A 23067-nucleotide genomic window follows, 5' to 3' on the forward strand; every position below is an offset into this window, starting at 1 on the left:
ACCACGTCAGGTAGTACTACCGCCTGTAGGAGGCGCGACGAGGCCCATCTCGTAGGCGATGATGACCAGCTGGACGCGGTCGCGGGCGTCCAGTTTGGCGAGCAGCCGGGCGACGTGGGCCTTGGCGGTGGCGACGCTGATGTAGAGCTCGCCGGCGACCTCCTGGTTGGACATGCCGCGGCCGATCAGGGTCAGGACCTCGCGCTCGCGTCCGGTGATGCCGTTGATCCGCCGGGGCTCGGGCCTCGCCCCGGCCGGTTCGGGACGGGCGGCGAACTCCTCGATCAGCCGTTTCGTGACGCTCGGCGCGATCAGGGCGTCCCCGCCCGCGACGACGCGGATCGCCGCGAGGATCTCCTCCAGCGCCATGTCCTTGACGAGGAACCCGCTCGCGCCCGCCTTGAGGGAGGCGTAGACGTACTCGTCGTCGTCGAACGTCGTCAGCATCACGACGTGCGCGGCGGTGATGCGGCGGGTGGCCTCGATGCCGTCCATGTCGGGCATGCGGATGTCCATGACGACGACGTCGGGGCGGACCTCCTCGACCAGTGCGACCGCCTCGGCGCCCGTCCCGGCCTCGCCGACGATCTCCAGGTCGGGGGTGTCGGCGACGAGGACGCGCAGGCCCGCGCGGATCAGCGGCTGATCGTCGGCGAGGACGACGCGGATCGTCACCGGTCCGCCAGCGGGATGCGCGCCGCCACCCGGAACCCGCCCCCGGGACGCGGCCCGGCGGCGAACTCGCCGCGCAGCAGGGCGACGCGCTCCCGCATCCCGACCAGGCCGTACCCGGCGCCGACGATGCCGCCGTGCCCGTCGTCCGCCACTTCGATGGCCAGTTCTTCGTCGCCGTAGTCGATCGTCACGCGGCAATTGTCCGTGCCCGCGTGCCGGACGACGTTCGTGACCGCCTCCTGGACGATCCGGTAGGCGGAGAGGTCGACGTCCGGCGGGAGGGGCCCGCGTTCGCCCTTCGTCCGGACGTCGATGAGCACGCCCGCGTCCTTCGCGGCCTCCACCAGCCGGCCGAGATCGTCCAGACCGGGGGTGGGGCCGAGCGGCGCCGTGCCCGGCTCGTCGTCCCGGCGGAGGGCGGTGAGCATGCGCCGCAGTCCGGACAGGGTCTCGCGGCTGGTGGCCTCGATGGCGTCCAGCGCCTTGCGGGCCTCCCCCGGCTGCGTCTCGATCACCCGTCCGCCCACGCCCGCCTGGATCGCGATGATGCCGATGCTGTGCGCGACCATGTCGTGCAGCTCGCGGGCGATCCGGAGCCGCTCGTCCGCGACCGCCTGCGCCGTGGCCCGCACGCGCAGCGCCTCGGCGTGCGTGCGGCGCACCCGGACCGAGTTGCCGATCATCCAGGTGATGACCATCGCCAGGGTGATCGTCATGAGGAACTGCTCGTTCGCCGACAGGAACGCGGCGACGGACAGGCCCTGGAGGACGAACGTCACGACGGCGACGGTCACCGAGACCCTGCGCGGACGGGTGACGGCGATGTAGCCGGCCGAGACGTCGGTGAGCAGGACCAGCAGGCCGACGACCGAGCCGATCGGCATCTCCAGCGCGGCCAGGATCCAGGCGGTGAGCAGGATCGCGTGGGCGGTCAGCGCGTGCCGCCTCAGCAGCGCCATGACCAGGACGGTCAGGAGCGCCGACAGGAGGATCTCCAGCTGGTCGAAGCCGGTCCTGCCGGTGCCCACGGTCACATAGAGCACGGCGGGGTAGAGGACGGCGGCGCACCAGGCCAGCACCGTCCCCGTGACGCGGCGGATCCGGCTCAGCGGCAGGGCGGACATGCCGCGATCGTAACCGCCCCCCTTGTCACCGCACATTAGCCCCTGGGCTTAATCCCGCGGGATGCACGCCATTCCGTCTAATGTGGCCGACGGCCCGATGCCTTTCTGTCCATGACGTCGGCACCATTGTCCGCATGAAGCGCTGGGTGCCACTGGTACTGGTCATCGAGGTCGCAGTTCTCGCGGTCTTCTCCGTGGTCTACGATTCGCTGGATTTCCGCATCTACTGGCTGGGCGGAGACGCCGTCACGGACGGCGCCCGCCTTTACCGGGAGCAGCTCGCCGACCACTGGTTCACCAACACGCCCTTCCTGGCCGCGCTGTTCACTCCGCTTTCCGCGCTGCCGCTGACCGTCGCCCGCGTGATGTGGCAGTTCGCCGCGCTGGGGGCCTTCGTCTGGGCCTGCCGGACGACCCTGAGAATGACGGGCCGCCACGTGCCGTTCGTCGCCGTGGTGGCGGCCGGCCTGCTCCTCGAACCGGTCTACCACTCATTCTTCCTGGGCCAGGTCAACCTGTTCCTGCTCGCCCTCGTCGTCGCGGACATGCATCGCGTCGCCCTCGGCCGTCCGGCCGGGATCGGCATCGGCATCGCGGCCGCGATCAAACTGACCCCGGCCGTCTTCATCGTCCTCCTCCTGGTGACACGGCGCACGAAGGACGCCGTCACGGCCGCGGCGGCCTTCGCCGTCTGCACGCTGCTGGCGTACTTCATCGCGCCGGAGGCGTCCCGCGTCTATTGGCTGGACACTTTCTACGACACGTCCCGCGTGGGCGTCCCGTATATCAGCAACCAATCCCCGTTCGGCGCGCTGACCCGCATTCTGCGGGGGACGGCCGAAGTGGGCGACTGGTACACCGCCATTCCGGTGAGCATCGGCGTATTCGGCATCGCGGTCGCCGTCCTCTGGGCGAGACGGGGCGATTGGCTGAGCGCCACAGCGGTGACGGGTGTGACCGGCCTGCTGGTCTCCCCCATCTCATGGGCGCACCACTGGGTATGGATCGTCCCCGCCCTGGCGGTCCTCCTCAGAAACGGCGACCGGAGAACCGCCCTGGCCGGCTACGTCCTCTTCGTCCTCTCCCCGCTGTGGTGGACGCCCCACAACGGCCACCCGCTCCAGTACGGCTTCCACCCGCTGCTGACACCGGTCGCGAACTGCTACCTGGTGGCCGGCATCTTCTTCCTCGCCCACATGACGATCCGCCTACGGCGCCAGGACGCGTTTGGCCGGGAGGGTTGTACGGTGCCCGAGAGGGGGGATGTCGAGACATGTCGGATACTTTCCGCATCGGGGGCGCCGTCGAGGTGGGGCGGCTCGGGTTCGGGGCCATGCAGTTGCCGGCCGGGCCCGGAGAGGCGCGCGAGAACTCGATCGCGGTGGCACGGCGGGCCGTCGAGCTGGGCGTCACGCTGATCGACACCGCCTACCTGTACGGCTGGGGCGCCAACGAGGAACTGCTCGTCGAGGCGCTGCACCCCTTCCCTGACGGCGTGCTAGTCACGACGAAGGTGGGCGTCGTCCCGCCGGACCCGCCGCGCGAGGCGGCGCTCTGCGGGCGGCCGGAAGTCCTGCGGGAGCAGGTCGAGGGCGCCCTGCGCCGCCTTCGGGTCGACCGGCTCGATCTGCTCCAGCTGCACCGCGTCGACCCCGACGTGCCGCTCGACGACCAGGTGGGGACGCTGCGCGACCTCCGGGACGAGGGCAAGATCGGCCACATCGGGCTGTCCGAGGTGACCGTTGCCCAGCTCGAACGGGCGCGGGAGATCGTCGACATCGCGAGCGTGCAGAACCGCTACAACCTCCTCGACCGCGAGCACGAGGCGGTGCTCGACGCCTGCACCGCGGCGGGGATCGCTTTTCTGCCGTGGCGGCCCGTCCTGCCCGCGACCACGGCCGGTGAGATCGCCGCCGTGGCGGCCGAGGCCGGTGCCACGGCGGCGCAGGTGGCGCTCGCGTGGCTGCTCGGCCGGTCGCCGGTCGTCCTGCCCATCCCGGGAACCTCGTCGATCGAGCACCTGGAAGAGAACGCCGCCGCGGCCTCCCTGCGCCTGAGCGACGGGCAGCGGAGCCGCCTCGACACCGTCCGCCGGCGGGTCTGATCCCCGCGGCCGGCGGCTCATACCGATGGGGGACGTCCGGCGGCGGGATTGGCGCGCTCAGGGGAGGCCGGGCGGGACGTGTTCTCGCAGGATGGTCGACGACCGAGTGATCTTGCCTGAGGAGACGCCGCATGACCCCGTTCACACGCCGCCGCACCGTCGCCGCCGCCCTGGCCGGCGGCGCCGTGGCCCTGACCACCGCCTATTCGACCACCGCGACCCCGGCCACCGCCGCCGCGGGGGAGACCCGCCGGCACGAGGAGCCCTCCGTGGCGGGCACCGCCAAGATCCACTACGGCTACGCCCCGGACGACGACATCCGTTTCACGATCCAGGCGCGCGGCTACTACACGCTGGCGCGCGGCACCTTCCACTTCAGCCACAGCGGCACCGCCCCGGACGGGACGCGGGTCACGGGCAAGGCATGGGGGACGGTCGACTGCCTGGCCACCGGCGGCGACACCGCCACGCTGACCGGCACCATCGTCCGCACCGAGCCGCCGGGCCTCATCTCCGGGGCGGTCGGGTTCAGCGTGTCGGGCTCCGGAGGGCACCAGCGGTTCGGCTTCTCCTGGGGCATCCTCCCGCCCCCGGCCGATCTGCCGCGCTGCTACGGCATCGCCCCGTTCACCACCGTGACCAGCGGCCGCTTCAACGTCCGGCACGTGGCGCCGCCGCCCGGCACGCCGCCGTGGCTCGAAGGCGGCTCGAAGCTCGCGCCGCTGAAGCCGCATGCGGGCGCGTCCCGGACGGCCTGATCAAGGGCCGGAGGGACACCCCACGAGCCGCACGACCGCCCGTCAACGGTAGGGGCGGAGGAAACCGGTGATGTCGGCGGCGAGCAGCGCGGGTTCCTCGTAGGGCGCGAAGTGGCCGCCGCGCGGCATGCGGGTGTAGCGGACGACGTTGTACGTGCGTTCCGCCCAGCTGCGGGGCGGGTGGGCCAGGTCGGCGGGGAAGACCGCGACGGCCGTGGGGACCTCCACCCGGTTCACCTGGGGCGTCAGCTGCCGGGCGTGCTCGTAGTAGGGGCGGAACGACGTCCCGATCGTGCCGGTGAACCAGTACAGCGACGCCTGGGTGAGGAGGAAGTCGTCGTCGAAGCGGGCGGCGAGCTCGCCGCCGCTGTCGCTCCACGCCCGGTACTTCTCGACCAGCCAGGCGAGCAGCCCGGCGGGCGAGTCGGACAGGCCGTAGGCCAGGCTGAGGGGGCGCGTGCGCTGCTGGTGCTGGTAGCCGCCCTCTTCGGCCTGCCAGGCGGCGACCGAGGCCAGGTAGGTGCGTTCCTCGGGGGTGAGGTCGCCGTAGGACGGCGGGCCGGCGACCGCCATCAGGTGGATCCCGACCACTGATCCGGGATGCGCTTCCGCCAGCCGGGACGTGATGCCGGCGCCGAGGTCGCCGCCCTGCGCGGCGTAGCGCTCGAAGCCCAGGACGTCGTGCATGAGCCGGTGCCAGAGGTCGTGCGTCTGCTCGTCCGCGGCGAGCCTCGGGCGTTGCGGGGACGGGCCGAAGCCGGGCAGCGACGGGACGATCACGGTGAACGCGTCCGCGGCGGCGCCGCCGAACCGGGAGGGCTCGGCCAGGCGGCGGGCGAGGCCGGTCAGCTCCAGAAAGGAGCTGGGCCAGCCGTTGGTCAGGACGATCGGCAGGGAGCCGGGGGCCTCGCCGTCGAACCGCAGGTAGTGGACGGGCGTCCCGCCGATGTCGGCGAAGTGGGACGGCAGCGCGTTGACGGCGGCCTCGTGGGCGCGCCAGTCGTACCCGGAGGCCCAGTGGGCGACGAGGCGCCGCAGTTCGCCGATCTCCGTGCCGGCCTCCCAGCCGGTGCCGGGCCAGGGCTCGGGCCACCTGGTGCGGCGCAGGCGCGAGCGCAGGTCCGCCAGATCCTCCTCGGGGACGGCCAGCAGGGGCGAGGTGTCGGGCACGGCGTGCTCCTTCGGGGAGGAAGTGTGTCACCTCGACGTTACGGGCATCCGGCGCCCGGGCCGCGCCTCCCGCATGGAGGAGTCGATCGAGGTGATGCAGCGCGGTTCAAGAAGCGGAAGCGCGCAGCCTAGAATGATGAAGTGGAACAGCGGACCTACAACCAGTACTGCGCGACCGCGCGCACCCTCGACCTCGTCGGCGAGCGCTGGACGCTGCTGCTGGTCCGCGAGCTGCTGACCGGGCCGAAGCGGTTCGGCGACCTGCGGGACAGCCTGCGCGGCCTCGGCACCGGGCTGCTGGCCGCCCGGCTGAAGCACCTGGAACGGGAGGGGCTCGCGCGCAAGACGGCGCTCCCGCCGCCCGCCCGCACCCCCGTCTACGCCCTCACCGAGGCCGGCGAGGAGCTCGCCCCGGCGATCCTCGCGCTGGCCCGGTGGGGGCTGAAGTGGACGATGGGCGAACGCGGCCCGGCGGAGACGTTCCATCCCGGCTGGACGGTCCTCGGCCTGCGCGCCGTCTTCGACCCCGAAGCCGCCGCCGGGCTCCGCGCCGTGTACGAGTTCCGCATCGGCGGCGAGGTGTTCTACGCACGGATCGACGACGGGACGATCGAGGCGCAGCACGGCCCGGCCCAGCACCCGGACGCGACCATCACGATCAGCGAGGACGCCTTGGCCGCGCTGACCGGCCAGGGCGGGACGTTCGCGGAGGCGCTCGCGAGCGGCGCCGCGGAGGCGTCCGGGGACGCGGAGGCGCTGCGCAGGCTGAACGGCCTGTTCAGGCTGCCGCCCGCCCGCTCCCGCACCTCGTCCTGACCCGTCGCCCGGCGCCGGCGACAGGTCGGCCAGTACACACTGGAAGGGCTTGGAGTGTGTATTCTGTGGCGCATGGCGAGACTCAACATCACGCTGCCCGACGAGCTTGCCGCCACGCTGCAGGGGCTCGCCGAGGACAAGAAGATCGCCTCGGTGTCCGGGTTCCTCGCGGACGGGGCGCGGCTCAAGCTGGCCTTCCTGCGCGACTCCTCGACCATCGACGACCTGTTCGGCCCGCCCAGCCCGGACGAGCAGGCCATGGTGGACCGGCTCGTCGAACGCGGCGCGCCGGACCGCCGGGACGTCGCGTGATCACCGGTCACGTCTTCGACGCGACCGCACTCCTGGACCTCGCGACCGGCAAGACCATCTACGTCCGCGCCCGGCTCCGCGCGTCCATCGCCCAGCACGCGACCATCGTGATCCCCGCCACCGCGCTGGCCCGCGCGTGGCAGATCGTCCCGGACCACGGCCGCACCGTCCTGGAGCGGCTCCCCGGCATGCAGGTCGTCCACGTCGACGACCTCGACGACGTGATCGCCCAGCAGACCGGGCTGCTCGTCACCACGATCCCCAACCTGGGGATGGACGCGGCGCAGGCCGCGTGGTCGGCGCGCTGGCGGCGCTGGCCGCTGGTCACCGCCGATCCGGAGGTCTACGCGGCGGTCCCCGGCGTCCGCGTCGAGCAGATCCCCTGACCGCGCGGACGAAAGCCCTGCTCAGCGGTTCCCGGCCGGCTGCCCGGGACGTCCCCGGCAGGCCGTTTACGCGGCGGCGTCGGGGTACGGGGGGCGCATGGCGACACCTGGCAGCCGGGGATTGCTGCACATCTACCTGACCGATCATCTGGCCGCGGCGGCCGGCGGGGTGGCGCTGGCCCGCCGGGTCGCGCGCTCGCACCGCGACGCGGACGACGCGGAGCGGCTCAACGAGCTCGCCGACGCCATCGCCGCCGACCGCGGGGCGCTGCTGGACATCCTGCGTTCGCTGGGGATGCCGCCCCGCCGGTACAAGAGCATGGCGGTGTGGGCGGCCGAGAAGGCCGGCCGGCTGAAACTCAACGGCCGGCTGATCAGCCGCTCCCCGCTCAGCGACCTCGTCGAGCTGGAGACGCTGCGCATGGCCGTCGAGGGCAAGGCCGCCGGGTGGCGCACCCTGCTCACGGCCGCCGACCGGGAGCGCGGGCTGGACGCCGGACGGCTCCGCACCCTGCTGGAACGCGCCGCCGCCCAGAGCGCGCTTCTTGAGGAACTTCACGCGAAGGCCGCCGGCACCGTGTTCCGGGAGCCGGCGGGGACGCGGTCCGAGACGGTCACCTCGTCCTGAACCGTCCGGTCGTCCTGAACCGTCGGCCAGGACCACGCACGACCTCTAGGGCGGAGGCGGGGCTGCCGCGGGCGTGGGGCGCCCGCCGGTGAGCGCGTCGTTCTCGACCCTGACGCGGACCCTGAGCAGGCACAGGTTCGCCGCCGTGAACAGCAGCGCGGTGCGCCACGCGCCGTGGACGAGCGGCAGGGCGACGCCCTCCGCGACGACGGCCACGTAGTTGGGGTGCCGCAGGCGGCGGTAGGGCCCGCGCTCCACGAGCGGCATGCCGGGCACCACGATGACCCGGGTGTTCCACCGCTTCCCCAGGCTGGCGATGCACCACCAGCGCAGCGCCTGCGCCGACAGCGCCACCGCCAGCATCGGCCGGCCGAGCGACGGGACGAACCGGCTCCCCCGCCGCACCTCCAGCAGCGCTCCGCCCAGCAGGCCGGCGTGGGCGGCGGCGATCAGCGGGTAGTGCCGGGCGCCGTGCTCGATCCCGCCGTGCCGCCTCGCCCAGGCGCGGTTGCGGCGCGCCACGGCCAGCTCGGCGAGCCGCTCGGCGGCGACGAGCGCGATCAGCGCCGTGTACCGGTTCACCAGCGCAGCAGGACGAGTTCGGCGGAGAACCCGGGACCGAGCGCCATGAGCAGGCCCGGTTCCCCGTCGGGCGGACGCCGCTGGGCGATCGTCTCCTCCAGCACGTTGAGCACCGACACCGAGGAGAGGTTCCCCATCGTGCGCAGGGAGTTCCAGGTGATGTCCAGCGCGCCCGGCTCCAGGCCGAGCTCCCGCTGGATGGTCTCGATCACCTTCGGGCCGCCCGGATGGCACACCCACGAGCCGACCCGGTTCGGGGAGAGCCCGTGGTCGCCGAGGAAGGCGGTCACGTCGCCGGCGAGGGTCGCCTCGACATGGCCCACGAGGTCGGCGGCGAGGACGACGCGCAGGCCGTGGTCGCCGACGTCCCAGCCCATGAGGCGCGCGGTGCCGGGGTAGAGCCTGCTGCGCGACGCGACCACCCGCGGCCCCTGGTGCCCGCCGGTGTCGCGCCGGTCCCCGAGCGCGACGACCGCGGCGGCCCCGTCGCCGAACAGGCCGCTGGCGACCAGGTTGGCGACCGAGGTGTCCTCGCGCTGGACGGTCAGCGAGCACAGCTCGACGCAGACCAGCACCGCCACCCGCTCGGGCCAGCCGCGCAGGAAGTCGTGCAGCCGGGACAGCCCGGCCGCGCCCGCCGCGCATCCCAGGCCGAACATCGGCACGCGCGTGACGTCCTCCCGGAGGCCGGCGCGCTGCGCCACGCGGGCGTCCAGCGAGGGCGTCGCGACCCCGGTCGAGGAGCAGAAGATCAGGTGGTCGACGTCGTGCGGGGCGCATCCGGCCCGGTCGAGCGCGTCCCCCACCGCCCGCGTCGCCAGCTCGACGGCCGTCTCGATGTAGACGTCGTTGGCGCCGGTGAAACCCTCCAGCTTCACGTACTCGTCGATCGGCAGCGCCAGGTTCCGGCCGGTGACCTGGGTCGCGGCGTGGAAGCGGCGGACGAGTTCCTCTCTGGCGTCCGTCCGCCGCACGACCGCCCGGGTGATCTGGTCCTGGTCGTAGTGGTGTTCAGGCACGACCGTCCGTACCGCAGCGACGCGCATGGGCCCCCCAAGTGTCCGCATCCGCACCTACCCAGCACGCCGGGGAACACTCCAGGTCAGGGCGTCAGCTCCAGTTCAAGCTGCTCGGCGGCCGGTGCCGGCTCCGGGGCCGGGGACGCCGCCGCCGGACGGGACCGGCCGGGCCACCACCAGTTCGCGTGCCCGAGCAGGCTCATCAGCGCCGGGACGAGGACGAGCCGGACGATCGTGGCGTCCATCGCGACGGCCACCGCGAGGCCGAGCGCCATCATCTTGATCGTCGGATCGGGCTGCGGGACGAAGCTGGCGAACACGAAGATCATGATGAGCGCCGCCGAGGTGATGAGCCGGGCGGTCGCCCCGATCCCGACCACCACGGACTCGTGCGGGTCGCCCGTCCGCTCGTACTCCTCCTTGATCCGCGACAGCAGGAAGACCTCGTAGTCCATGGACAGCCCGAAGATCAGGGCGAACATGAACAGCGGGATGAACGACATGATCGGGATGGCCTGGTCGACGCCGAGCAGCCCGACGCCCCAGCCCCACTGGAAGACCGCGGTGACGACGCCGAACGAGGCGCCGATCGACAGCAGGTTCATGAGCGCGGCCTTCAGCGGGACGATCACCGAGCGGAACGCGATGACGAGCAGCAGCAGCGCGACGCCGACGACCGCGACGACGACGGTCAGCATGCGGTCGCCGACGGTGGCGGCGATGTCGATGATCGCCGGGTTCTCGCCGCCCAGGTAGATCTCGGTGCCGGGATGGGCGTCCCGCACCTCCTTGATCTCCACGTCCCGGAGGTGGTGGACGAGGTCGGTGGTCGACTGGTCGTGCGGGGCGTCCCTGGGGATCACCTGCACGATCGCGGTCTTGCCGGTCACGACGGGGTCGCCGACCGAGACGACGCCCGGCACCTCCGACAGCCGCGTCTGCAGTTCCTGGGCGACGCGGACCGCGTCCTTGTCGGGCTTCTTGTCCGGGTCGGGCGCGCCCTTGGGGACGGCGGGCCGCGGGGACGGGTCCGGCTCCCCCGCGGCGGGCCCCGTCAGGCCCGCCAGCCCCTGCTGCGCGTCGACCGTGGGCACCACGCGCTTCGGCTCGTCCCGCTTCTCCTCGCCGGGCACCTTCGCGACGACGACGAACGGGCTGTAATGGCCGGGGCCGAACTCGCGGGCGACGATGTCGTAGGCCTGCCGCGCCTCCATCTTCGGCGACGACATGCTGTCCGCCATCACGCCGAACCGCAGGCTCAGCGTCGGGATCGAGAGGGTCAGCAGGACGAGCGTCGCGACGATCGCGTAGGGCCAGGCGTGCCGGTCGACGTGCCGTCCCCAGGTCTCCCAGCGGCGGGAGCTGCGGTCGGGGCGGACGCGCGGCAGCCGGTACCGGTCGATGCGCGGCCCGAGCGCGCCGAGCACGGCGGGCAGCAGCGTCAGCGCGGCGACGACCATGATGGCGACGGCGAGCGCGGTCGCGATGCCGATGCGTCCGATGAACTCGATCCCGGACAGGAACAGGCCGCAGATCGCGAACACGACGGTGCCGCCCGCGAAGACCACGGCGTGCCCGGAGTGCGCCATGGCGCGTCCGACCGCGGTCTCGACGTCGTCGCCCTCGGCGAGCTGCTGCCGGTAGCGCGTGACGATGAACAGCGCGTAGTCGATCCCGGCGCCGATGCCGAGCATCGCCGCGACCATCGGCGCGGTCGGCGCGATCTGGAACAGCGACGCCGAGAAATGGATCAGCGAGTAGGCGATGGCCATCCCGCACAGCGACACGAGGATCGGGATGCCCGCCGCGAGGTAGGACCCGAACGCCAGCAGCAGCACGACCAGCGCCAGGACGATCCCGACGCCCTCCTGCGGGCCGCCCTTCGGCTGGTTGAGGATCATCGCGACGATGCCGCCGAACTTCACGTCCAGCCCGGCCATCCGCGCGGGCTCGACGGCGCGGTTCAGGTCGTCGAGGTCGGCGTGGCCGACCTCGCTCATCGTCCCGGTGAAGTTGAGCCGCACGACGACCGCGTTGTCGTCCTTCAGCCCGCCCATGCCCTGGACGTACGGGTTCTCGACGAACGCGACCCGCTTCATCCTGCCGATGTTCTCGATCGACTGGCCGATGGTGAGCGCGACCCGCCAGTCCGACGGACCGGCCGCGCCGTTCTCGTGGAAGACGACGGTCGCGGTCGGCCCGGTCATCGCCGGGAAGTCCTGGCCCAGGGTGTCGATGGCGCGCTGCGTCTCGGTGCCGGGCAGCGTGCTCTGCTGGACGAAGATGCCCCCGTGCACGATGCCGAGGACGCCGGCGCCCAGCATGACGACGGCCCACAGTTCGAAGACCGCGCGCCGCCGCCGCACGCAGAGACGCCCCAGTGCGTCCAGAAATCGCGCCATGTTCGCAGAGAACACCGTTCCCTGCACTTTTGCAATAGATGCAACTTTGCAGTCATGGTAATGTGCGTCACATGGACGAAGAGCGGGCCCGGCCGGGCCTGCGGGAGCGCAAGAAGCTGCGCACCCGGCAGGCGATCGCGACCGCCGCGCTGCGCCTGTTCGCCGAGCGCGGCTACGAGGAGACGACGATCGCCGACATCGCGGCCGCCGCCGACGTGGCGCCCCGCACGTTCTTCGGCTACTTCCCGTCCAAGGAGGACGTGGTCTTCGCCGAGATCGACGACCGGCTCGCCGAGGTGTCCGAGCGGCTGCGCCGCACCCCCGGCGAGACGCCGATGGAGACGATACGGCGCAGCATCGTGGACGTCCTCAACGCGGTCGTCGCCGAGCACGCCGACTACGGGCCGGTCCAGATCGCGCTCGTCCTCGAACGCCCCGCCCTGCGCGCCCGCGCCCTCCAGCGCATGACCGACGCCCAGGAGGCGATCGAGGGCCTGCTGCGCGACCTGTGCCCCGGCATCTCGGAGATCGACGCCGTGACGGCGTCCGGCATCGCGATCGGCGGCATGCAGGCGGTCGTCGCGCACTGCCGCCGCGAGGGCTACGACCCCCTGTCGATGCGCACCGCCCTCGACCGCGCCGTCGACATCGTCGAACACGGCCTGGTCTCGGTCGACGCCCTCTCCCGCCCGTCCCCCTAGACCGCCGGGCACCGGGCCGGCGGAGGCGCCCGCCCCCGGTGCCCGGCCCCGACTTTCCCGAGCGACCGGACGGAACCGCCGCTCAGTCCTCGACGATGACCTGTTGGGAGCGCCTTCATCCGCCGGACGACGTCGGCCGCCGCGTCCTTGGCCGCGCCCAGGTCCAGCCGGCCGCCGCCCGTCGCCGTGATGAGGACGTTCTCTTCCGGCTTCTCCGGGAAGTCGCCGGACGCCGCGATGCGCCCGGCCCGCCCGGACTCCCCGACGCCCGATTCCGCGTCGCTGATCGAGTCGGTGCCGGCGGCGGTGCCCAGCCCGAGGGACAGGACGACGAACAGCACCCACATCGCGACGGCCGACCAGGGATGGGCCGCGCTCCACCGCGCCATCCGGACCGTCGCGGGCTTCCTCTGCGCTCTCATGCGCAGCAAGCTATGTTCGGCGGCGGCCCGCGGGGCATGGGGCGGACCGCACGGTTCGCGGCGGGCGCCGCAGCGGCGAACCTGCGGAGAACCGCAGGTTCGGCGGGTCTACCAGGGGCCGTAGGGGCCCTGGCGGGAGCCGCCGCGGCCGCCCTTCTTCTTGTACGGGGCGACGGCGGGCCGGACGTCCGCGAGGTAGACGGCGGCGGCGAGGAACGCGGCGACGGGCAGGATGCCGATCAGCAGCCCGATGGGGTTCGCGCCGAGGGCCGCGGGCGCGACCGCGTAGGCGGCGCCGACGACCGCCGCCACGATCAGGACGATCATCCAGAGCTTCTTGCGCCACTTGCCCGCCGCGGTGAACGCGCCCTCCGGCACGGTCAGCGAGTCGATCAGCGCCCACACCTCCATGACGAAGGCGATGATCAGCAGCAGCCAGAAGAAGTAGTCCACTACGTTGAAGTCCGGCATCAGTGCTCCTGCTCGTCTCGGACGGCGACTCCCTGACGCGCACAAGGCGTCCGTGTGCCCCAACACTATGCGCACCGTCCAATGGGACAGCTTGCTGGAACAGACGAAGGAGCCCGGCCGGGTGTTCCCGGCCGGGCCCCCTGCGGTGCCGTTACTTCTTCGCGGTGGTGCGGGTCTGCCGCGCGGCGCCGTTGCTCCGCTGGGCGGTGCGCGTCCTCGCGGCGGGCTTCGCGTCGGCCTCGGTGATCTCGGCGATCTCGACGGCCTCGCGGTTGACGACCTTCTTGCCCCGCTCGGCGAGCTCGTCGATCAGCTCGGCGGCGCGGCTGCCGACCTGGGAGGCGTACGCGACCGCCGCGCCCGGCAGGTCCTTGGCGTCCACGCGCTGCTGGTACCGGGAGACCTCGCCGCGGTAGCGGTCCACGGTGCCGCGGACCTGCTCGCGGTAGCGGTCCACCTGGCTCGGGACCTCACGCAGCTTCTCCACCGCGAAGTCGCCGGCGCCGGCCACGGCGTAGACGGCCTTGTTCTCTCGAAGGTTGCTGGCCAGCGTCATCCGACCTCTTCCTTTCCGTTGCGTTCGTGTGGTTCTGCTGATTCGTGCACGGCAGGTTCGTGCGCGGCCGCCTCGTGCGGGGCCTGGGCGTGCGGGGCCTGGACGTGCGGGGCCGGGCCGGGAGCGGCCTGGGCCGCCGCCTCGGCGAACTCGGCGCCGAGGACGCCCGCGGCCTCGTTCTCCTTGAGGAACGACGCGTAGATGTCGAGCAGGACCTGCTTCTGCCGTTCGGTGAGCCCGAGGTCGGCCCGGACGGCGGCCTGGACGTCGGTGTCAGCCTCGCGGTCCTCAAGGATGCCCGCCTGCACGTACAGCGCCTCGGCGGAGATCCGCAGCCCCTTGGCGATCTGCTGCAGGATCTCGGCGCTCGGCTTGCGCAGGCCGCGCTCGATCTGGCTCAGATACGGGTTGGAGATGCCCGAGACGTCCGCGAGCTGCCGCAGCGAGATCTTCGCCCGCGTGCGCTGCTCCCGGATGTACTCCCCGATGGAGCCGACCTTCGAACTCGCCATGACTCCACACTGCGTCATGGTGCTTGCAATTGCAAGCGCGCTAGCTAGCACTTCGTGGTGAATCGTCTCACATGCCGGAAAGGTCAGAAATGACGGAGCCCGCCGCCGTCGGGAGGACGGCGCCGGGCTCGGCGGCGGGTCACAGGTTCGAGGTCGCGTACGGGTCGTGCTCGGCGAGCAGCTTGTCGAGCCGCGCCTGGTCGACGCGGTTGGTGATGGCCTGGTTCTCCTGCTTGTCGCGGACGCACTTGGCCAGCGTGAACGTCGACGTGATCACGTACAGCAGCCCCATCGCGAGGAACGCGCGAACCCACGCGCTGACGGGCAGGTACACGACGCCGGCGGCGACGGCGGTGCTGGAGACGGCGAACGAGATCACGGCCTGGACGAAGAAGGCGGTGCTCCCGGCGGCTGGGGGCGTCTTCGGGGTGCTCATGGAACGAGTCTGCGCCCGGCGAGCGCCCCGGTCATGAGTACCTGGGCTCAGCCGCGCACGGGTAAAAGCACTCAGCTCCGGCCGGGTCAGCTGACCTTCGAGGACGGGGCGACCCAGGTGTTGCAGACGGTCAGGTCGCGGCCGTTGAAGCCGGTGACGACCCAGCCCGCGTAGTGGCGGCCGAGGCCGTGGTCGCGCTCGTCCGGCGGCTTGCGGTCCTCGCCGCGGCCCCGGACGTCCACGATCATCGCGACGTACTGCTCCCGCGTCATCGGCAGCGTGGCCCGCTCCGTGCCGAGGAACGCGCCCGCGAAGCACTGCGCCTGGAGCTCGATGCGGCGGCTGGCCGCGTTGCCGGTCGCCTTGTCGCCGCTCTCGATCTGCCGGTCGCCGTAGAGGAGGATGCCCGCGCGGTCCTGGACGTGGTGGCCGTACTCGTGCGCGATCACCCGGGCGTACACGGCGTAGTGCGACAGGGGCTCGCCGCCCGACGTCTCCACGACGTGCTCCAGCCCGACGTACATCGTGTTGTTCGCCGGGCAGTAGAACGCGGACGCGCCGGGAGCCGGGTAGGTGCCGCACGGGCTGCGTCCCGGCTCCACCCAGAACACCCGGTCCGGCTTGTCGAAGGCGATCCCGGCCTTCTGGAACTGCCTGGCCCACGCGGTGTCGAGGCAGTCGCTCAGCGTGTCCATGAACTGGCGCATGGACTCGGCGGACGGCAGGATGCCCGGCAGCCGGCAGCTCACCGCCGTCAGCGCGCCCGTCTTGTAGAGCTTGCTGTCGGTGGCCTTCTCCTGCGGGGACGCGGGCCCCGCGTTGCCGGACGAGGCGCTCGTCCCCGGACCGCCCGCGGCGCCCCGGGTCGTCCCGCCGAGCACGGAGAGCCCCAGGATCGCGAGGACGACGAGGGCCGTCAGGCCGCCGAAGATGCCCGCGATCGTCCCGCCGGCGCTGCGGCGCGGAGGCGGGCGCATCGGGACGTACCGGTACTGCGGCTGTCCGTAGGCGGGCGGCCCGTACCCCGGCCCGCCCGGGGGCGGCGCGCCGTAGGGCGGCCCTCCGTACGGGGGCCCGCCGTGGGGCGGCCGGCCGTACGGCGGCGCCGGCGGCCGCGGCGGAGGAGGCGGCGGGGGGTAATGACCTGCCATAGCGCAGAATCATCGCACGCGTTGCCGATACTATTTGCGGCCATGTCTGCTCTTGCGGCGTTGTGCCGGTTCCGGCCGGTCGTTCTGACGGTGTCGGCCGCGGCCCTGATCCCCGCGCTGACCTCCTTTCCCGCGTCCGCCGAGACCGGGGGGACCACCAGCCGGACGACCGCCGCGTCGGAGCGGGTGCTCAAGGACGAGGTCGTCCTCACCGCCGGGCAGGGCGGCGTCACGAAGGTGAAGGAGACGATCGTCTACCGATTCGCCGGCAGCGACGGCTTCGAGCGGGCGTTCCGCACCCGCACGCACGAGAGCCTCAGCGAGGACCGCGTCTGGAAGCTGGACGGCCTGCGCGCGAGCAGCCCGGACGGCGGGCCGACGAAGGTCGGCACGTCCGCCGGGGAGACGACGACGACCGTCGAGGTGAGCGGCGCCCGCAAGCTGACCGGCGACCGGACGGTCGTGCTGGAGTACGACCTGCGCGGCGCGATCACCCCGATGGGCGCGGCGGAGGAGCTGCAGTGGCCGGTCGTCGGCGGCTGGAAGGTCCCGCTGGACGCGGCGAAGGCGACCGTCGACGGCGGCGCGATGATCCGCAGCGTCAACTGCTTCACCGGGCCGATCGGCAGCACGATCGGCTGCACGCAGTACTACACGAACCACACGCACACGCAGGGCGTCTACGCGCAGCAGGGGATGCTGCCCGGCGAGTACATGACGGTCGTCGCGGGCCTGCCCGCCGGGACGACCGGCGGCCGCGCGATCCACGAGCGCCGGCACACGGTCGCGACCGCGTTCTCGGTGAACGCCGTGACCGGCGGCGCGCTCGCCGGCCTGCTGGTGCTGCTGGTCGGCGGCGTCGCCGGCCTCTACCTGCTGCGCGGCCGGGACGCGCGCGTCGTCGGGAAGAAGGCGGCCGAGGGCGACCAGGCGCCGCTCGCCGGGGCCGAGTTCGAGCCGCCGCACGGGGTGCGCCCCGGCCAGATCGGCACGCTGATCGACGAGCAGGCCGACGTGATCGACGTGACCGCGACGATCGTCGACCTCGCCGTCCGCGGCTACCTGCTGATCGAGGAGGAGGACCGGGCGCGGACCGGCCGCCTCGACTGGACGCTGCGCCGCCTCGACCGCCCCCAGGTCGACCTCCTGCCCTACGAGCGGATCCTGCTGGACGCGCTGCTGACCGCCCCGGACGGGTCCGGCCGCGACGCCGTCAAGCTGTCGGAGCTGGGCGGGACGTTCGCGACGAAGCTCGCGCAGGTCAGGTCCGCGATGTACGACGACGTGGTGAAGCAGGGCTGGTTCGCGCGGCGCCCCGACACCGTCCGGTCCCGCTGGACGGTCGCGGGCATCGTCGTGACGCTGCTCGGCATCGCCGGGACGGTCGCGCTCGCCCTCACCACCGAGTGGGCGCTGGCCGGCCTCGCGCTGATCATCGCGGGCGCGGCGCTGGCCTATGGCGGCCAGTACATGCCGGCGAAGACCGCGCGCGGCGCCACGGTGCTCGCGCACACGATCGGTTTCCGCGCGTTCCTGGAGCGGGGCGCCGTCCCGGACGGCGACGCCGCCGCGTCCCGGCAGCGGATCGCGCTGTTCTCCCGCTTCCTGCCGTACGCGGTCGTGTTCGGGGCCGTCCCGAAGTGGGCGGAGACGGTCAAGGACGCGGGCGAGCGGGCCGAGGGCGCCGACAACCTCTACTGGTACGAGGGCCCCGCCGAGTGGGACCTGTCGGCGTTCGCCGAGTCGATGCGCACGTTCACGCTGGCCACGTCGGGGTCCATCTCGCAGTCGCGCGGCATGTGAGGCGCGAGGCGGTCGCGAGGCGGTCGCCGGGCGGTTAACCGCCTGACGCCGGGTAGGTGCCAGGGCGAGGAGGTGTGCGCCTCATGCACGTCGGCTACCTCACGCACGTCGGTCATCCCGTGCACGTCGGCCACCCCGTGCACGTCGGCCACCCCGTGTACGTCGGCTACCCGGACCCGGCGGTTCCCCCCGGTAGCGTCGGTGACGCCTGGTTCCTCTACGTCGGGCCGGCCGTCATCTTCCTCGCGGTCGTCTTCTGGGTCGTGATCACGCTGACGGCGTCCCGCGTCCGGCCGCGGGGCAGGCCGCCGGCGGGCGGACTGCCGAACCGCGGTCCCGTGCAGGGCGGCATCATCCGGGGCAGCCCGTCCCAGCGTTCGCGCCGCGACCCGGCGCCGTCGGTGACGCACCGCGAGGTCATGGCCCACATCGAGTACGAGCGCGCCCGCGAGGAGGCCGCGCGCGAAGAGGCCGCACAGGAAGAGGCCGCGCGGGAGAAGGCCGGGCCGCGCCGGGGCAGGCGTCGCGCGGCCGGACGACGGCGGAAGCGGCCGGGTCCGTTCGGCTCGCGCAGGGCCCGCTGACCGGCGCCGACACGGCGTCCGCCGGGGTTCCCGTCCCACACCGCCCGGCGGGCGCCGCCCGCGCCCGCGGTGGCCGCCGAGACCCCTCCCGGCGGTCACCGCGGGTCCGCCCCGATCACCTCTCGTAGGATGTCTGACGTCTTACTTTGGGAGGGTTCGTGGGGTTGAGTCCTGTTGCCAGCGGGTCGACGGTCGACGCGGTGCTCGAACAGCTCCAAGCGCAGGTCAGCGGCGGGTCCTGGGCGGTCGGCGAGCGGATCCCGGCGGAGCTCGACCTCGCCGCGCAGCTCGGCGTGAGCCGTCCGGCCGTCCGGGAGGCGATCCGGGCGCTGTCGCACGTCGGGATGCTGGAGGTGCGGCGCGGCGACGGGACGTACGTGCGCAGCGGCTGCGATCCGCGTCCGCTGCTGCGCCGGGTGGCGCGGGCGTCGGCGCGGGACGTGTTCGAGGTGCAGCTCGCGCACGACGTCCAGGCGGCCCGGCTCGCGGCCCGCCGCCGCACCGCCGCCGACCTGGTGCGGCTGGAGGAGCTGCTCCGCGCCCGCGACGAGGCGACCGAGCCGGACGCGTTCGGCGCCGCCGACGCGCGCTTCCACCTCGGCGTCGCGGAGGCGTCCGGGAACCCGGTGCTCGTCGAGGCGATGCGGTTCTTCCTCGACCGGCTGCACGAGTCGATGCGCGCGATCCGGCTGGACCACGAGGTCCCGGAGGCGGGCCCGGCCCGGCACCGCGCCGTGCTGGACGCGATCGCGGCGGGCGACCCGCAGGCGGCGGCGTCGGCCGCGGCGGCCGTCGTCGAGCCGACCCTCGCCGTCCTGGAGTCCCTGCTCGGCGAGGACGCGCCGCACGGCGCGGACGCGCGGTGACCGCGCGGCGCGCCGGGACGGCCGGCGCCCTGCTGATGATCGTCATCGTCGCGCTGAACCTGCGGCCGGCGCTCGCGGCGGTCGGGCCGCTGCTCACCGAGATCAGCGACGAGTTCGCGCTGTCCGGGACGGCGGCGGGCGCGCTGACCACGCTCCCGCTGGTCTTCTTCGGCTCCTACGGGCTCGTCGCGGCGTTCCTGCGCCGCGCGCCGCGCGGCGAGACGCTGCTGGTCAGCGCGATGGCGCTGCTGGTCGCCGGGCTGGTGCTGCGGCTGCTGGACGGCCCGTCCGCGCTGTTCGCCGGGTCGCTGGTCGCCGGGATCGCGATCAGCATCGGCAACATCGCGATGCCCGGGATCATCAAGCGGGACCATCCCACCCGGATCACCACCGTGACGGCCGTCTACACGGTCGCGGTGACGGCCGGGGCGGCGGTGTCGTCGGGCCTGGCCGTGCCGGTCGAGCACGTCTTCGACGCGACGTGGCGGCTGCCGCTCGGCCTGCTCGCGATCCCGGCGGCGCTCGCCGGGCTGCTGTGGGTGCCGCGGCGTCGCGCGGCGTCGCGGCGCTGGTGTGGCGGTCGGGCCTGGCCTGGAACGTCACGGTGTTCATGGGCATGCAGTCGCTGCTCGCGTACGTCGTGCTCGGCTGGCTGCCGACGATCTGCCAGGACCGCGGGATGGACGAGACGTCCGCCGGCTACGTGCTGGCCCTGTCGGCGGCGATGCAGGCGGTCGGGTCGCTGGCCGTCCCGGTGCTCGCCCGCCGGGCCCGCGACCAGCGCCCGCTGGTGGTCGCCACGGTCGCGCTGACCCTGGTGGGGTTCACCGGGGTCACCTGGGCGCCGATCGGGTCGGTGTGGGGCTGGACGGTGGTCCTGGGCTTCGGCCAGGGCCTCGGGTTCGCGACCGCGCTGTCGTTCATCGGGCTGCGCGCCCACGACGCGCACGTGGCGGCGCAGCTGTCCGGGATGGCGCAGGGCGTCGGCTACGTCATCGCGGCGACCGGCCCGCTCGCGCTGGGCGCGCTGCACGACGCCACCGGCGGTTGGAGCGTTCCGATGATCGGCGTGCTCGCCGTCTGCGCCGTGATGACGGCGCCCGGGGTGGCGGCGGGACGCGTCGGCACGGTGGGCGGCCCCGCGGGCCCGCCCGCCGAGGGGATTAACTCGGAAATCAGCGGACACATCCCTAATTGACCCTTAGGTAGGGCCGATAGCCCATCGGGAGGTGGACCGACCATGCACGCCATGATCCTTGCCGACCCCACCCAGACCGTTGCCCTCAGGTGGGCCTGGATCATCATGGTGGTGGCCACCGTCGGGGTGATCGCCTGGCTGTACCTGACCATCGCCTCCTCGTCCCGGAAGGTGCACCCGGAGCGCCGCAACGACCAGAACAACCATCGCGGCATGGAGCAGGGCGGCCTGTACACCTACCGGCCGGGGATGTTCTCCCACAGCTACCCGCCCGCGCGGGCGGGCCAATGGGCGGAGTTCCGCGCGGACAACCCCCAGCCGGGCCGCGAGCCGCGGAAGTCGTGGCCGGACGGCGTCCTCTACGAGCAGACGGTCTTCAAGTCCGAGTTCGACGAGCTCAAGCAGGAGACCCCGAGCCGCTAGCCGCGAACACGCCGGGTGCGGGACGGACAGCGCCCACGACGCCCTCCCCGCCCCGGACCTCGACGGTCGCCAGCTCGTCCAGCCCCGGGCCGTCCGGAGCGAGGCCGCCCCGGCCCTCTTCGCCGAGGGCGCGCAGCAGCGCCACGGTGACCGGCGTCCGCGCCCGCATCGCCCCGTCGTCGATCTTGACGGCGCCGGCCCGCCCGTCCGGGAGCGCGAACGCGTCCACGCCCTCCGCGCCGCACTTGACGAGCAGCCCCGGGACCGCGTCCATCAGGTGCCGCTCCTCGCGCCGGGTGCCGGACGTCCACTGCGGGTGGGTCCGCATCGCGTCCGCGACGCGCCGCTCGGGCGTGCGGGGCCCGGCCAGGACGAGCGCCCGGAACGACCGCGCGACCCCGGCCGTGGACACCGCGAACAGCGGCGCGCCGCACCCGTCGACGCCCACGGCGGTCACCGGCTCGCCGGCCAGCTCCTCGACGACGTCCCGGACGGCGGCCTGCAGCGGATGCCCGGGGTCGAGATAGGAGTCGGTGGGCCACCCCGCCGCGACGCACGTCGCCAGCATCGCGGCGTGCTTGCCGGAGCAGTTCATCCGCATCCGCGACGGCCCGCCGCCCGACCGGGCGACCGCCTGCTGCGCCTCGGGGTCGATCGGCCAGCTCTCCGGGCAGCGCAGGTCGTCCGCGACCAGCCCGGCCCCGGCGAGGATCTTCTCCGCCCCCTCGACGTGGAAGTCCTCCCCCGAGTGGCTGCCGGCGGCCAGCGCGAGCAGCTCGTCGTCCAGGTCGAGCCCGCACCGCAGCATCGCGACCGCCTGCACCGGCTTGTTGGCGGACCGGGGGAAGATCGGCGCGGCGACGTCGCCGACCCGCACCGCGACCGTCCCGGCCGCGGCGAGCCCGACCGCGGCGCCGCGGTGCCGCGACTCCACGAACCCGGACCGCTCCACCTCGACCAGCACAGGATTGATCTCCACCGCGCCCTCCCCAGTCCAGCCCGCGGGCCCCCGCCCGGTCACACCGGTCAACTACCCCGCCCACCGCGCCGAACCGGCCGGGACCCGCCCATGATCGCGATTATGCACCCCCGTGACCCCGCCGGACGCGGGCCGGCGGGACGGGTCAGGCGGGTTTGGTGCGCAGCAGGGCACGGGCGTCCGCCGCGGACATGGGGGGACGCTGCGCCACGGTCGCCGCCTGGGCGGCGCGCACCACGAGCTGGGCGTTCGCCGTCACCGGCTGGCCCTTCGCCAGAGTGACCGTGTCCTCCATGCCCACGCGCAGGTGGCCGCCCGCCGACAGGGCCGCGAACATGACGGGGAGGGACGTCCGGCCGACGCCGGTCGCCGACCATGTGGCGCCCGCCGGGAGCGCGTCGACCGCCGCGACGAGCGTCCGCGCGTCGCCGGGCATGCCGCCCGGCACGCCCATCACCAGGTCGCAGTGGACGTGGCCGCCGTACGGGAGGCCGTGCTTGTCCAGCAGCCTGTGCAGCGCCGCCACCTGGCCCATGTCGAACAGCTCGAACTCTGGGACGACCTCCAGTTCCTGGGTGCGCTTGTACAACTCCACCATGAACGGCCAGGGGTTCATGAAGACGTCGTCGCCGAAGTTGACCGTCCCGCAGGTGAGCGAGCACATGTCGGGCTGGGCGTCCAGGACGCGGAGGCGGTCCTCGTACGGGTCGGTCACCGCCCCGCCCGTGGACAGCTGGACGATCAGTCCCGTGCTCTCCCGCAGCGCCGCCACCGTGTCCCGCAGCAGGAACAGGTCGAGCGTGGGCCGCGCGTCGTCGTCGCGGATGTGCACGTGGATCACGGCCGCGCCGGCCGCCTCGCACTCTTTGGCCGTTTGGACCAGTTCATCCAGGGTGACGGGCAGGGCCGGAACGTCCGTTTTGGCGGACTCCGCGCCCGTAGGCGCCACCGTGATGAGCGTCGTTGCTCCCATAGGCGGCAGAATGCAT

General features: G+C 73.1%; 27 protein-coding genes and 1 pseudogene. 14 read left to right on the top strand and 14 right to left on the bottom strand.

What is annotated here, in order from left to right:
- Nucleotides 1-6: 6 nt before the first annotated feature.
- Together ACA511_RS38400 and ACA511_RS38405 are read right to left on the bottom strand one after the other, a co-directional pair.
- Nucleotides 7-675 carry a response regulator gene (locus ACA511_RS38400; RefSeq protein ID WP_375029658.1) on the bottom strand — a complete coding sequence of 223 codons (669 nt, stop codon included), beginning with the start codon at nt 673-675 and terminating at the stop codon, nt 7-9.
- Nucleotides 672-1799, bottom strand: coding sequence for a sensor histidine kinase (locus ACA511_RS38405; protein WP_375029659.1), 1128 nt, complete (start codon nt 1797-1799; stop codon nt 672-674). Before ACA511_RS38405 ends, ACA511_RS38400 begins: the two co-directional genes overlap by 4 nt.
- Nucleotides 1800-1933: 134 nt before the next feature.
- Here ACA511_RS38405 and ACA511_RS38410 point away from each other — a divergent pair, with 134 nt between their 5' ends.
- The 3 genes from ACA511_RS38410 to ACA511_RS38420 all read left to right on the top strand — a co-directional run bounded on the left by ACA511_RS38410 (nt 1934) and on the right by ACA511_RS38420 (nt 4661).
- Entirely contained in the window at nt 1934-3217 is a 1284-nt protein-coding gene (locus ACA511_RS38410; protein ID WP_375029660.1) for a glycosyltransferase 87 family protein, read from the top strand.
- On the top strand, nt 3133-3903 hold the full coding sequence (locus ACA511_RS38415; RefSeq protein WP_375029661.1) for an aldo/keto reductase: 771 nt from the start codon (nt 3133-3135) through the stop codon (nt 3901-3903). Before ACA511_RS38410 ends, ACA511_RS38415 begins: the two co-directional genes overlap by 85 nt.
- A gap of 131 nt (nt 3904-4034) precedes the next feature.
- Nucleotides 4035-4661, top strand: a complete 627-nt coding sequence (locus ACA511_RS38420) for a hypothetical protein (RefSeq protein WP_375029662.1) — start codon at nt 4035-4037, stop codon at nt 4659-4661.
- A 42-nt stretch (nt 4662-4703) separates the two neighbouring features.
- Here ACA511_RS38420 and ACA511_RS38425 read toward each other — a convergent pair whose 3' ends face one another.
- Nucleotides 4704-5831 (bottom strand): epoxide hydrolase family protein, encoded by a 1128-nt coding sequence (locus ACA511_RS38425; protein WP_375029663.1) that lies wholly within the window; start codon nt 5829-5831, stop codon nt 4704-4706.
- Nucleotides 5832-5972: 141 nt separating this feature from the next.
- Between ACA511_RS38425 and ACA511_RS38430 the strand changes: the two genes are divergently transcribed.
- The 4 genes from ACA511_RS38430 (at nt 5973) to ACA511_RS38445 (ending at nt 7973) form a co-directional block, all read left to right on the top strand.
- On the top strand, nt 5973-6647 hold the full coding sequence (locus ACA511_RS38430) for a winged helix-turn-helix transcriptional regulator (RefSeq protein ID WP_375029664.1): 675 nt from the start codon (nt 5973-5975) through the stop codon (nt 6645-6647).
- A 72-nt stretch (nt 6648-6719) separates the two neighbouring features.
- The gene (locus ACA511_RS38435; protein WP_067634493.1) at nt 6720-6959 is read left to right on the top strand and encodes a hypothetical protein; all 240 of its coding nucleotides are present in this window, start codon (nt 6720-6722) and stop codon (nt 6957-6959) included.
- A complete protein-coding gene (locus ACA511_RS38440; protein ID WP_375029665.1) occupies nt 6956-7345 on the top strand; it encodes a hypothetical protein in 390 nt (129 codons plus the stop codon). Before ACA511_RS38435 ends, ACA511_RS38440 begins: the two co-directional genes overlap by 4 nt.
- 97 nt (nt 7346-7442) lie before the next feature.
- Nucleotides 7443-7973: a hypothetical protein gene (locus tag ACA511_RS38445; RefSeq protein WP_375029666.1), complete on the top strand. Its 531-nt coding sequence runs from the start codon at nt 7443-7445 to the stop codon at nt 7971-7973.
- A gap of 45 nt (nt 7974-8018) precedes the next feature.
- Here the strand turns inward: ACA511_RS38445 and ACA511_RS38450 are convergent, their stop codons facing one another.
- Genes ACA511_RS38450 through ACA511_RS38460 form a run of 3 tightly spaced genes read right to left on the bottom strand, consistent with a single transcriptional unit; the run spans nt 8019 to nt 11976 of the window.
- Nucleotides 8019-8555 carry an isoprenylcysteine carboxyl methyltransferase family protein gene (locus ACA511_RS38450; protein ID WP_375029667.1) on the bottom strand — a complete coding sequence of 179 codons (537 nt, stop codon included), beginning with the start codon at nt 8553-8555 and terminating at the stop codon, nt 8019-8021.
- Complete coding sequence (locus ACA511_RS38455) at nt 8552-9622, bottom strand: type III polyketide synthase (RefSeq protein WP_375029668.1); 1071 nt, start codon at nt 9620-9622, stop codon at nt 8552-8554. Before ACA511_RS38455 ends, ACA511_RS38450 begins: the two co-directional genes overlap by 4 nt.
- A gap of 35 nt (nt 9623-9657) precedes the next feature.
- A complete protein-coding gene (locus tag ACA511_RS38460) occupies nt 9658-11976 on the bottom strand; it encodes an MMPL family transporter (protein ID WP_375029669.1) in 2319 nt (772 codons plus the stop codon).
- A 71-nt stretch (nt 11977-12047) separates the two neighbouring features.
- On the opposite strand from ACA511_RS38460, the gene ACA511_RS38465 reads away from it, so the two are divergent.
- The gene (locus ACA511_RS38465) at nt 12048-12677 is read left to right on the top strand and encodes a TetR family transcriptional regulator (protein ID WP_375029670.1); all 630 of its coding nucleotides are present in this window, start codon (nt 12048-12050) and stop codon (nt 12675-12677) included.
- On the opposite strand, the gene ACA511_RS38470 is transcribed toward ACA511_RS38465, so the two are convergent.
- From ACA511_RS38470 to ACA511_RS38495, 6 genes are all read right to left on the bottom strand, one after another.
- The gene (locus tag ACA511_RS38470) at nt 12674-13099 is read right to left on the bottom strand and encodes a hypothetical protein (RefSeq protein ID WP_375029671.1); all 426 of its coding nucleotides are present in this window, start codon (nt 13097-13099) and stop codon (nt 12674-12676) included. The genes ACA511_RS38465 and ACA511_RS38470 overlap by 4 nt on opposite strands.
- 108 nt (nt 13100-13207) lie before the next feature.
- Entirely contained in the window at nt 13208-13570 is a 363-nt protein-coding gene (locus tag ACA511_RS38475) for a DUF2516 family protein (RefSeq protein ID WP_375029672.1), read from the bottom strand.
- 151 nt (nt 13571-13721) lie between these two features.
- Entirely contained in the window at nt 13722-14126 is a 405-nt protein-coding gene (locus ACA511_RS38480; protein ID WP_375029673.1) for a hypothetical protein, read from the bottom strand.
- Nucleotides 14123-14638 (bottom strand): helix-turn-helix domain-containing protein, encoded by a 516-nt coding sequence (locus ACA511_RS38485; protein ID WP_375029674.1) that lies wholly within the window; start codon nt 14636-14638, stop codon nt 14123-14125. Before ACA511_RS38485 ends, ACA511_RS38480 begins: the two co-directional genes overlap by 4 nt.
- Before the next feature lie 139 nt (nt 14639-14777).
- On the bottom strand, nt 14778-15074 hold the full coding sequence (locus ACA511_RS38490) for a YiaA/YiaB family inner membrane protein (protein ID WP_375029675.1): 297 nt from the start codon (nt 15072-15074) through the stop codon (nt 14778-14780).
- Between the two features lie 86 nt (nt 15075-15160).
- Nucleotides 15161-16225, bottom strand: a complete 1065-nt coding sequence (locus ACA511_RS38495; RefSeq protein ID WP_375029676.1) for a neutral zinc metallopeptidase — start codon at nt 16223-16225, stop codon at nt 15161-15163.
- A 42-nt stretch (nt 16226-16267) separates the two neighbouring features.
- On the opposite strand from ACA511_RS38495, the gene ACA511_RS38500 reads away from it, so the two are divergent.
- From ACA511_RS38500 to ACA511_RS38525, 6 genes and pseudogenes are all read left to right on the top strand, one after another.
- Entirely contained in the window at nt 16268-18028 is a 1761-nt protein-coding gene (locus tag ACA511_RS38500) for a DUF2207 domain-containing protein (protein WP_375029677.1), read from the top strand.
- Between the two features lie 74 nt (nt 18029-18102).
- On the top strand, nt 18103-18612 hold the full coding sequence (locus ACA511_RS38505; RefSeq protein WP_375029678.1) for a hypothetical protein: 510 nt from the start codon (nt 18103-18105) through the stop codon (nt 18610-18612).
- A 164-nt stretch (nt 18613-18776) separates the two neighbouring features.
- Nucleotides 18777-19478, top strand: coding sequence for a FadR/GntR family transcriptional regulator (locus ACA511_RS38510; RefSeq protein WP_375029679.1), 702 nt, complete (start codon nt 18777-18779; stop codon nt 19476-19478).
- Nucleotides 19479-19717: 239 nt separating this feature from the next.
- Nucleotides 19718-19960: pseudogene (locus ACA511_RS38515) on the top strand (MFS transporter); the annotation flags it as partial.
- A gap of 128 nt (nt 19961-20088) precedes the next feature.
- Complete coding sequence (locus ACA511_RS38520; RefSeq protein ID WP_375029680.1) at nt 20089-20676, top strand: MFS transporter; 588 nt, start codon at nt 20089-20091, stop codon at nt 20674-20676.
- 51 nt (nt 20677-20727) lie between these two features.
- On the top strand, nt 20728-21099 hold the full coding sequence (locus ACA511_RS38525; RefSeq protein WP_375029681.1) for a hypothetical protein: 372 nt from the start codon (nt 20728-20730) through the stop codon (nt 21097-21099).
- Here the strand turns inward: ACA511_RS38525 and ACA511_RS38530 are convergent.
- Together ACA511_RS38530 and ACA511_RS38535 are read right to left on the bottom strand one after the other, a co-directional pair.
- On the bottom strand, nt 21074-22078 hold the full coding sequence (locus ACA511_RS38530) for an asparaginase (protein WP_375029682.1): 1005 nt from the start codon (nt 22076-22078) through the stop codon (nt 21074-21076). The genes ACA511_RS38525 and ACA511_RS38530 overlap by 26 nt on opposite strands.
- A 145-nt stretch (nt 22079-22223) precedes the next feature.
- Entirely contained in the window at nt 22224-23051 is an 828-nt protein-coding gene (locus ACA511_RS38535; RefSeq protein ID WP_375029683.1) for a 3-keto-5-aminohexanoate cleavage protein, read from the bottom strand.
- Nucleotides 23052-23067: the final 16 nt, after the last annotated feature.

Origin of the sequence: Actinomadura sp. GTD37 (genome assembly GCF_041951365.1) — a bacterium.
Lineage (GTDB): Bacteria > Actinomycetota > Actinomycetes > Streptosporangiales > Streptosporangiaceae > Spirillospora.

What these genes read in the sequence shown, in the direction of transcription:
- ACA511_RS38405 (WP_375029659.1), bottom strand. Translation starts at nt 1,799, where the DNA reads ATGTCCGCCCTGCCGCTGAGCCGGATCCGCCGCGTCACGGGGACGGTG.
- ACA511_RS38410 (WP_375029660.1), top strand. Translation starts at nt 1,934, where the DNA reads ATGAAGCGCTGGGTGCCACTGGTACTGGTCATCGAGGTCGCAGTTCTC.
- ACA511_RS38415 (WP_375029661.1), top strand. Translation starts at nt 3,133, where the DNA reads ATGCAGTTGCCGGCCGGGCCCGGAGAGGCGCGCGAGAACTCGATCGCG.
- ACA511_RS38420 (WP_375029662.1), top strand. Translation starts at nt 4,035, where the DNA reads ATGACCCCGTTCACACGCCGCCGCACCGTCGCCGCCGCCCTGGCCGGC.
- ACA511_RS38435 (WP_067634493.1), top strand. Translation starts at nt 6,720, where the DNA reads ATGGCGAGACTCAACATCACGCTGCCCGACGAGCTTGCCGCCACGCTG.
- ACA511_RS38445 (WP_375029666.1), top strand. Translation starts at nt 7,443, where the DNA reads ATGGCGACACCTGGCAGCCGGGGATTGCTGCACATCTACCTGACCGAT.
- ACA511_RS38455 (WP_375029668.1), bottom strand. Translation starts at nt 9,622, where the DNA reads ATGCGGACACTTGGGGGGCCCATGCGCGTCGCTGCGGTACGGACGGTC.
- ACA511_RS38460 (WP_375029669.1), bottom strand. Translation starts at nt 11,976, where the DNA reads ATGGCGCGATTTCTGGACGCACTGGGGCGTCTCTGCGTGCGGCGGCGG.
- ACA511_RS38465 (WP_375029670.1), top strand. Translation starts at nt 12,048, where the DNA reads ATGGACGAAGAGCGGGCCCGGCCGGGCCTGCGGGAGCGCAAGAAGCTG.
- ACA511_RS38470 (WP_375029671.1), bottom strand. Translation starts at nt 13,099, where the DNA reads ATGAGAGCGCAGAGGAAGCCCGCGACGGTCCGGATGGCGCGGTGGAGC.
- ACA511_RS38475 (WP_375029672.1), bottom strand. Translation starts at nt 13,570, where the DNA reads ATGCCGGACTTCAACGTAGTGGACTACTTCTTCTGGCTGCTGCTGATC.
- ACA511_RS38480 (WP_375029673.1), bottom strand. Translation starts at nt 14,126, where the DNA reads ATGACGCTGGCCAGCAACCTTCGAGAGAACAAGGCCGTCTACGCCGTG.
- ACA511_RS38485 (WP_375029674.1), bottom strand. Translation starts at nt 14,638, where the DNA reads ATGGCGAGTTCGAAGGTCGGCTCCATCGGGGAGTACATCCGGGAGCAG.
- ACA511_RS38490 (WP_375029675.1), bottom strand. Translation starts at nt 15,074, where the DNA reads ATGAGCACCCCGAAGACGCCCCCAGCCGCCGGGAGCACCGCCTTCTTC.
- ACA511_RS38495 (WP_375029676.1), bottom strand. Translation starts at nt 16,225, where the DNA reads ATGGCAGGTCATTACCCCCCGCCGCCTCCTCCGCCGCGGCCGCCGGCG.
- ACA511_RS38500 (WP_375029677.1), top strand. Translation starts at nt 16,268, where the DNA reads ATGTCTGCTCTTGCGGCGTTGTGCCGGTTCCGGCCGGTCGTTCTGACG.
- ACA511_RS38520 (WP_375029680.1), top strand. Translation starts at nt 20,089, where the DNA reads ATGGGCATGCAGTCGCTGCTCGCGTACGTCGTGCTCGGCTGGCTGCCG.
- ACA511_RS38525 (WP_375029681.1), top strand. Translation starts at nt 20,728, where the DNA reads ATGATCCTTGCCGACCCCACCCAGACCGTTGCCCTCAGGTGGGCCTGG.
- ACA511_RS38535 (WP_375029683.1), bottom strand. Translation starts at nt 23,051, where the DNA reads ATGGGAGCAACGACGCTCATCACGGTGGCGCCTACGGGCGCGGAGTCC.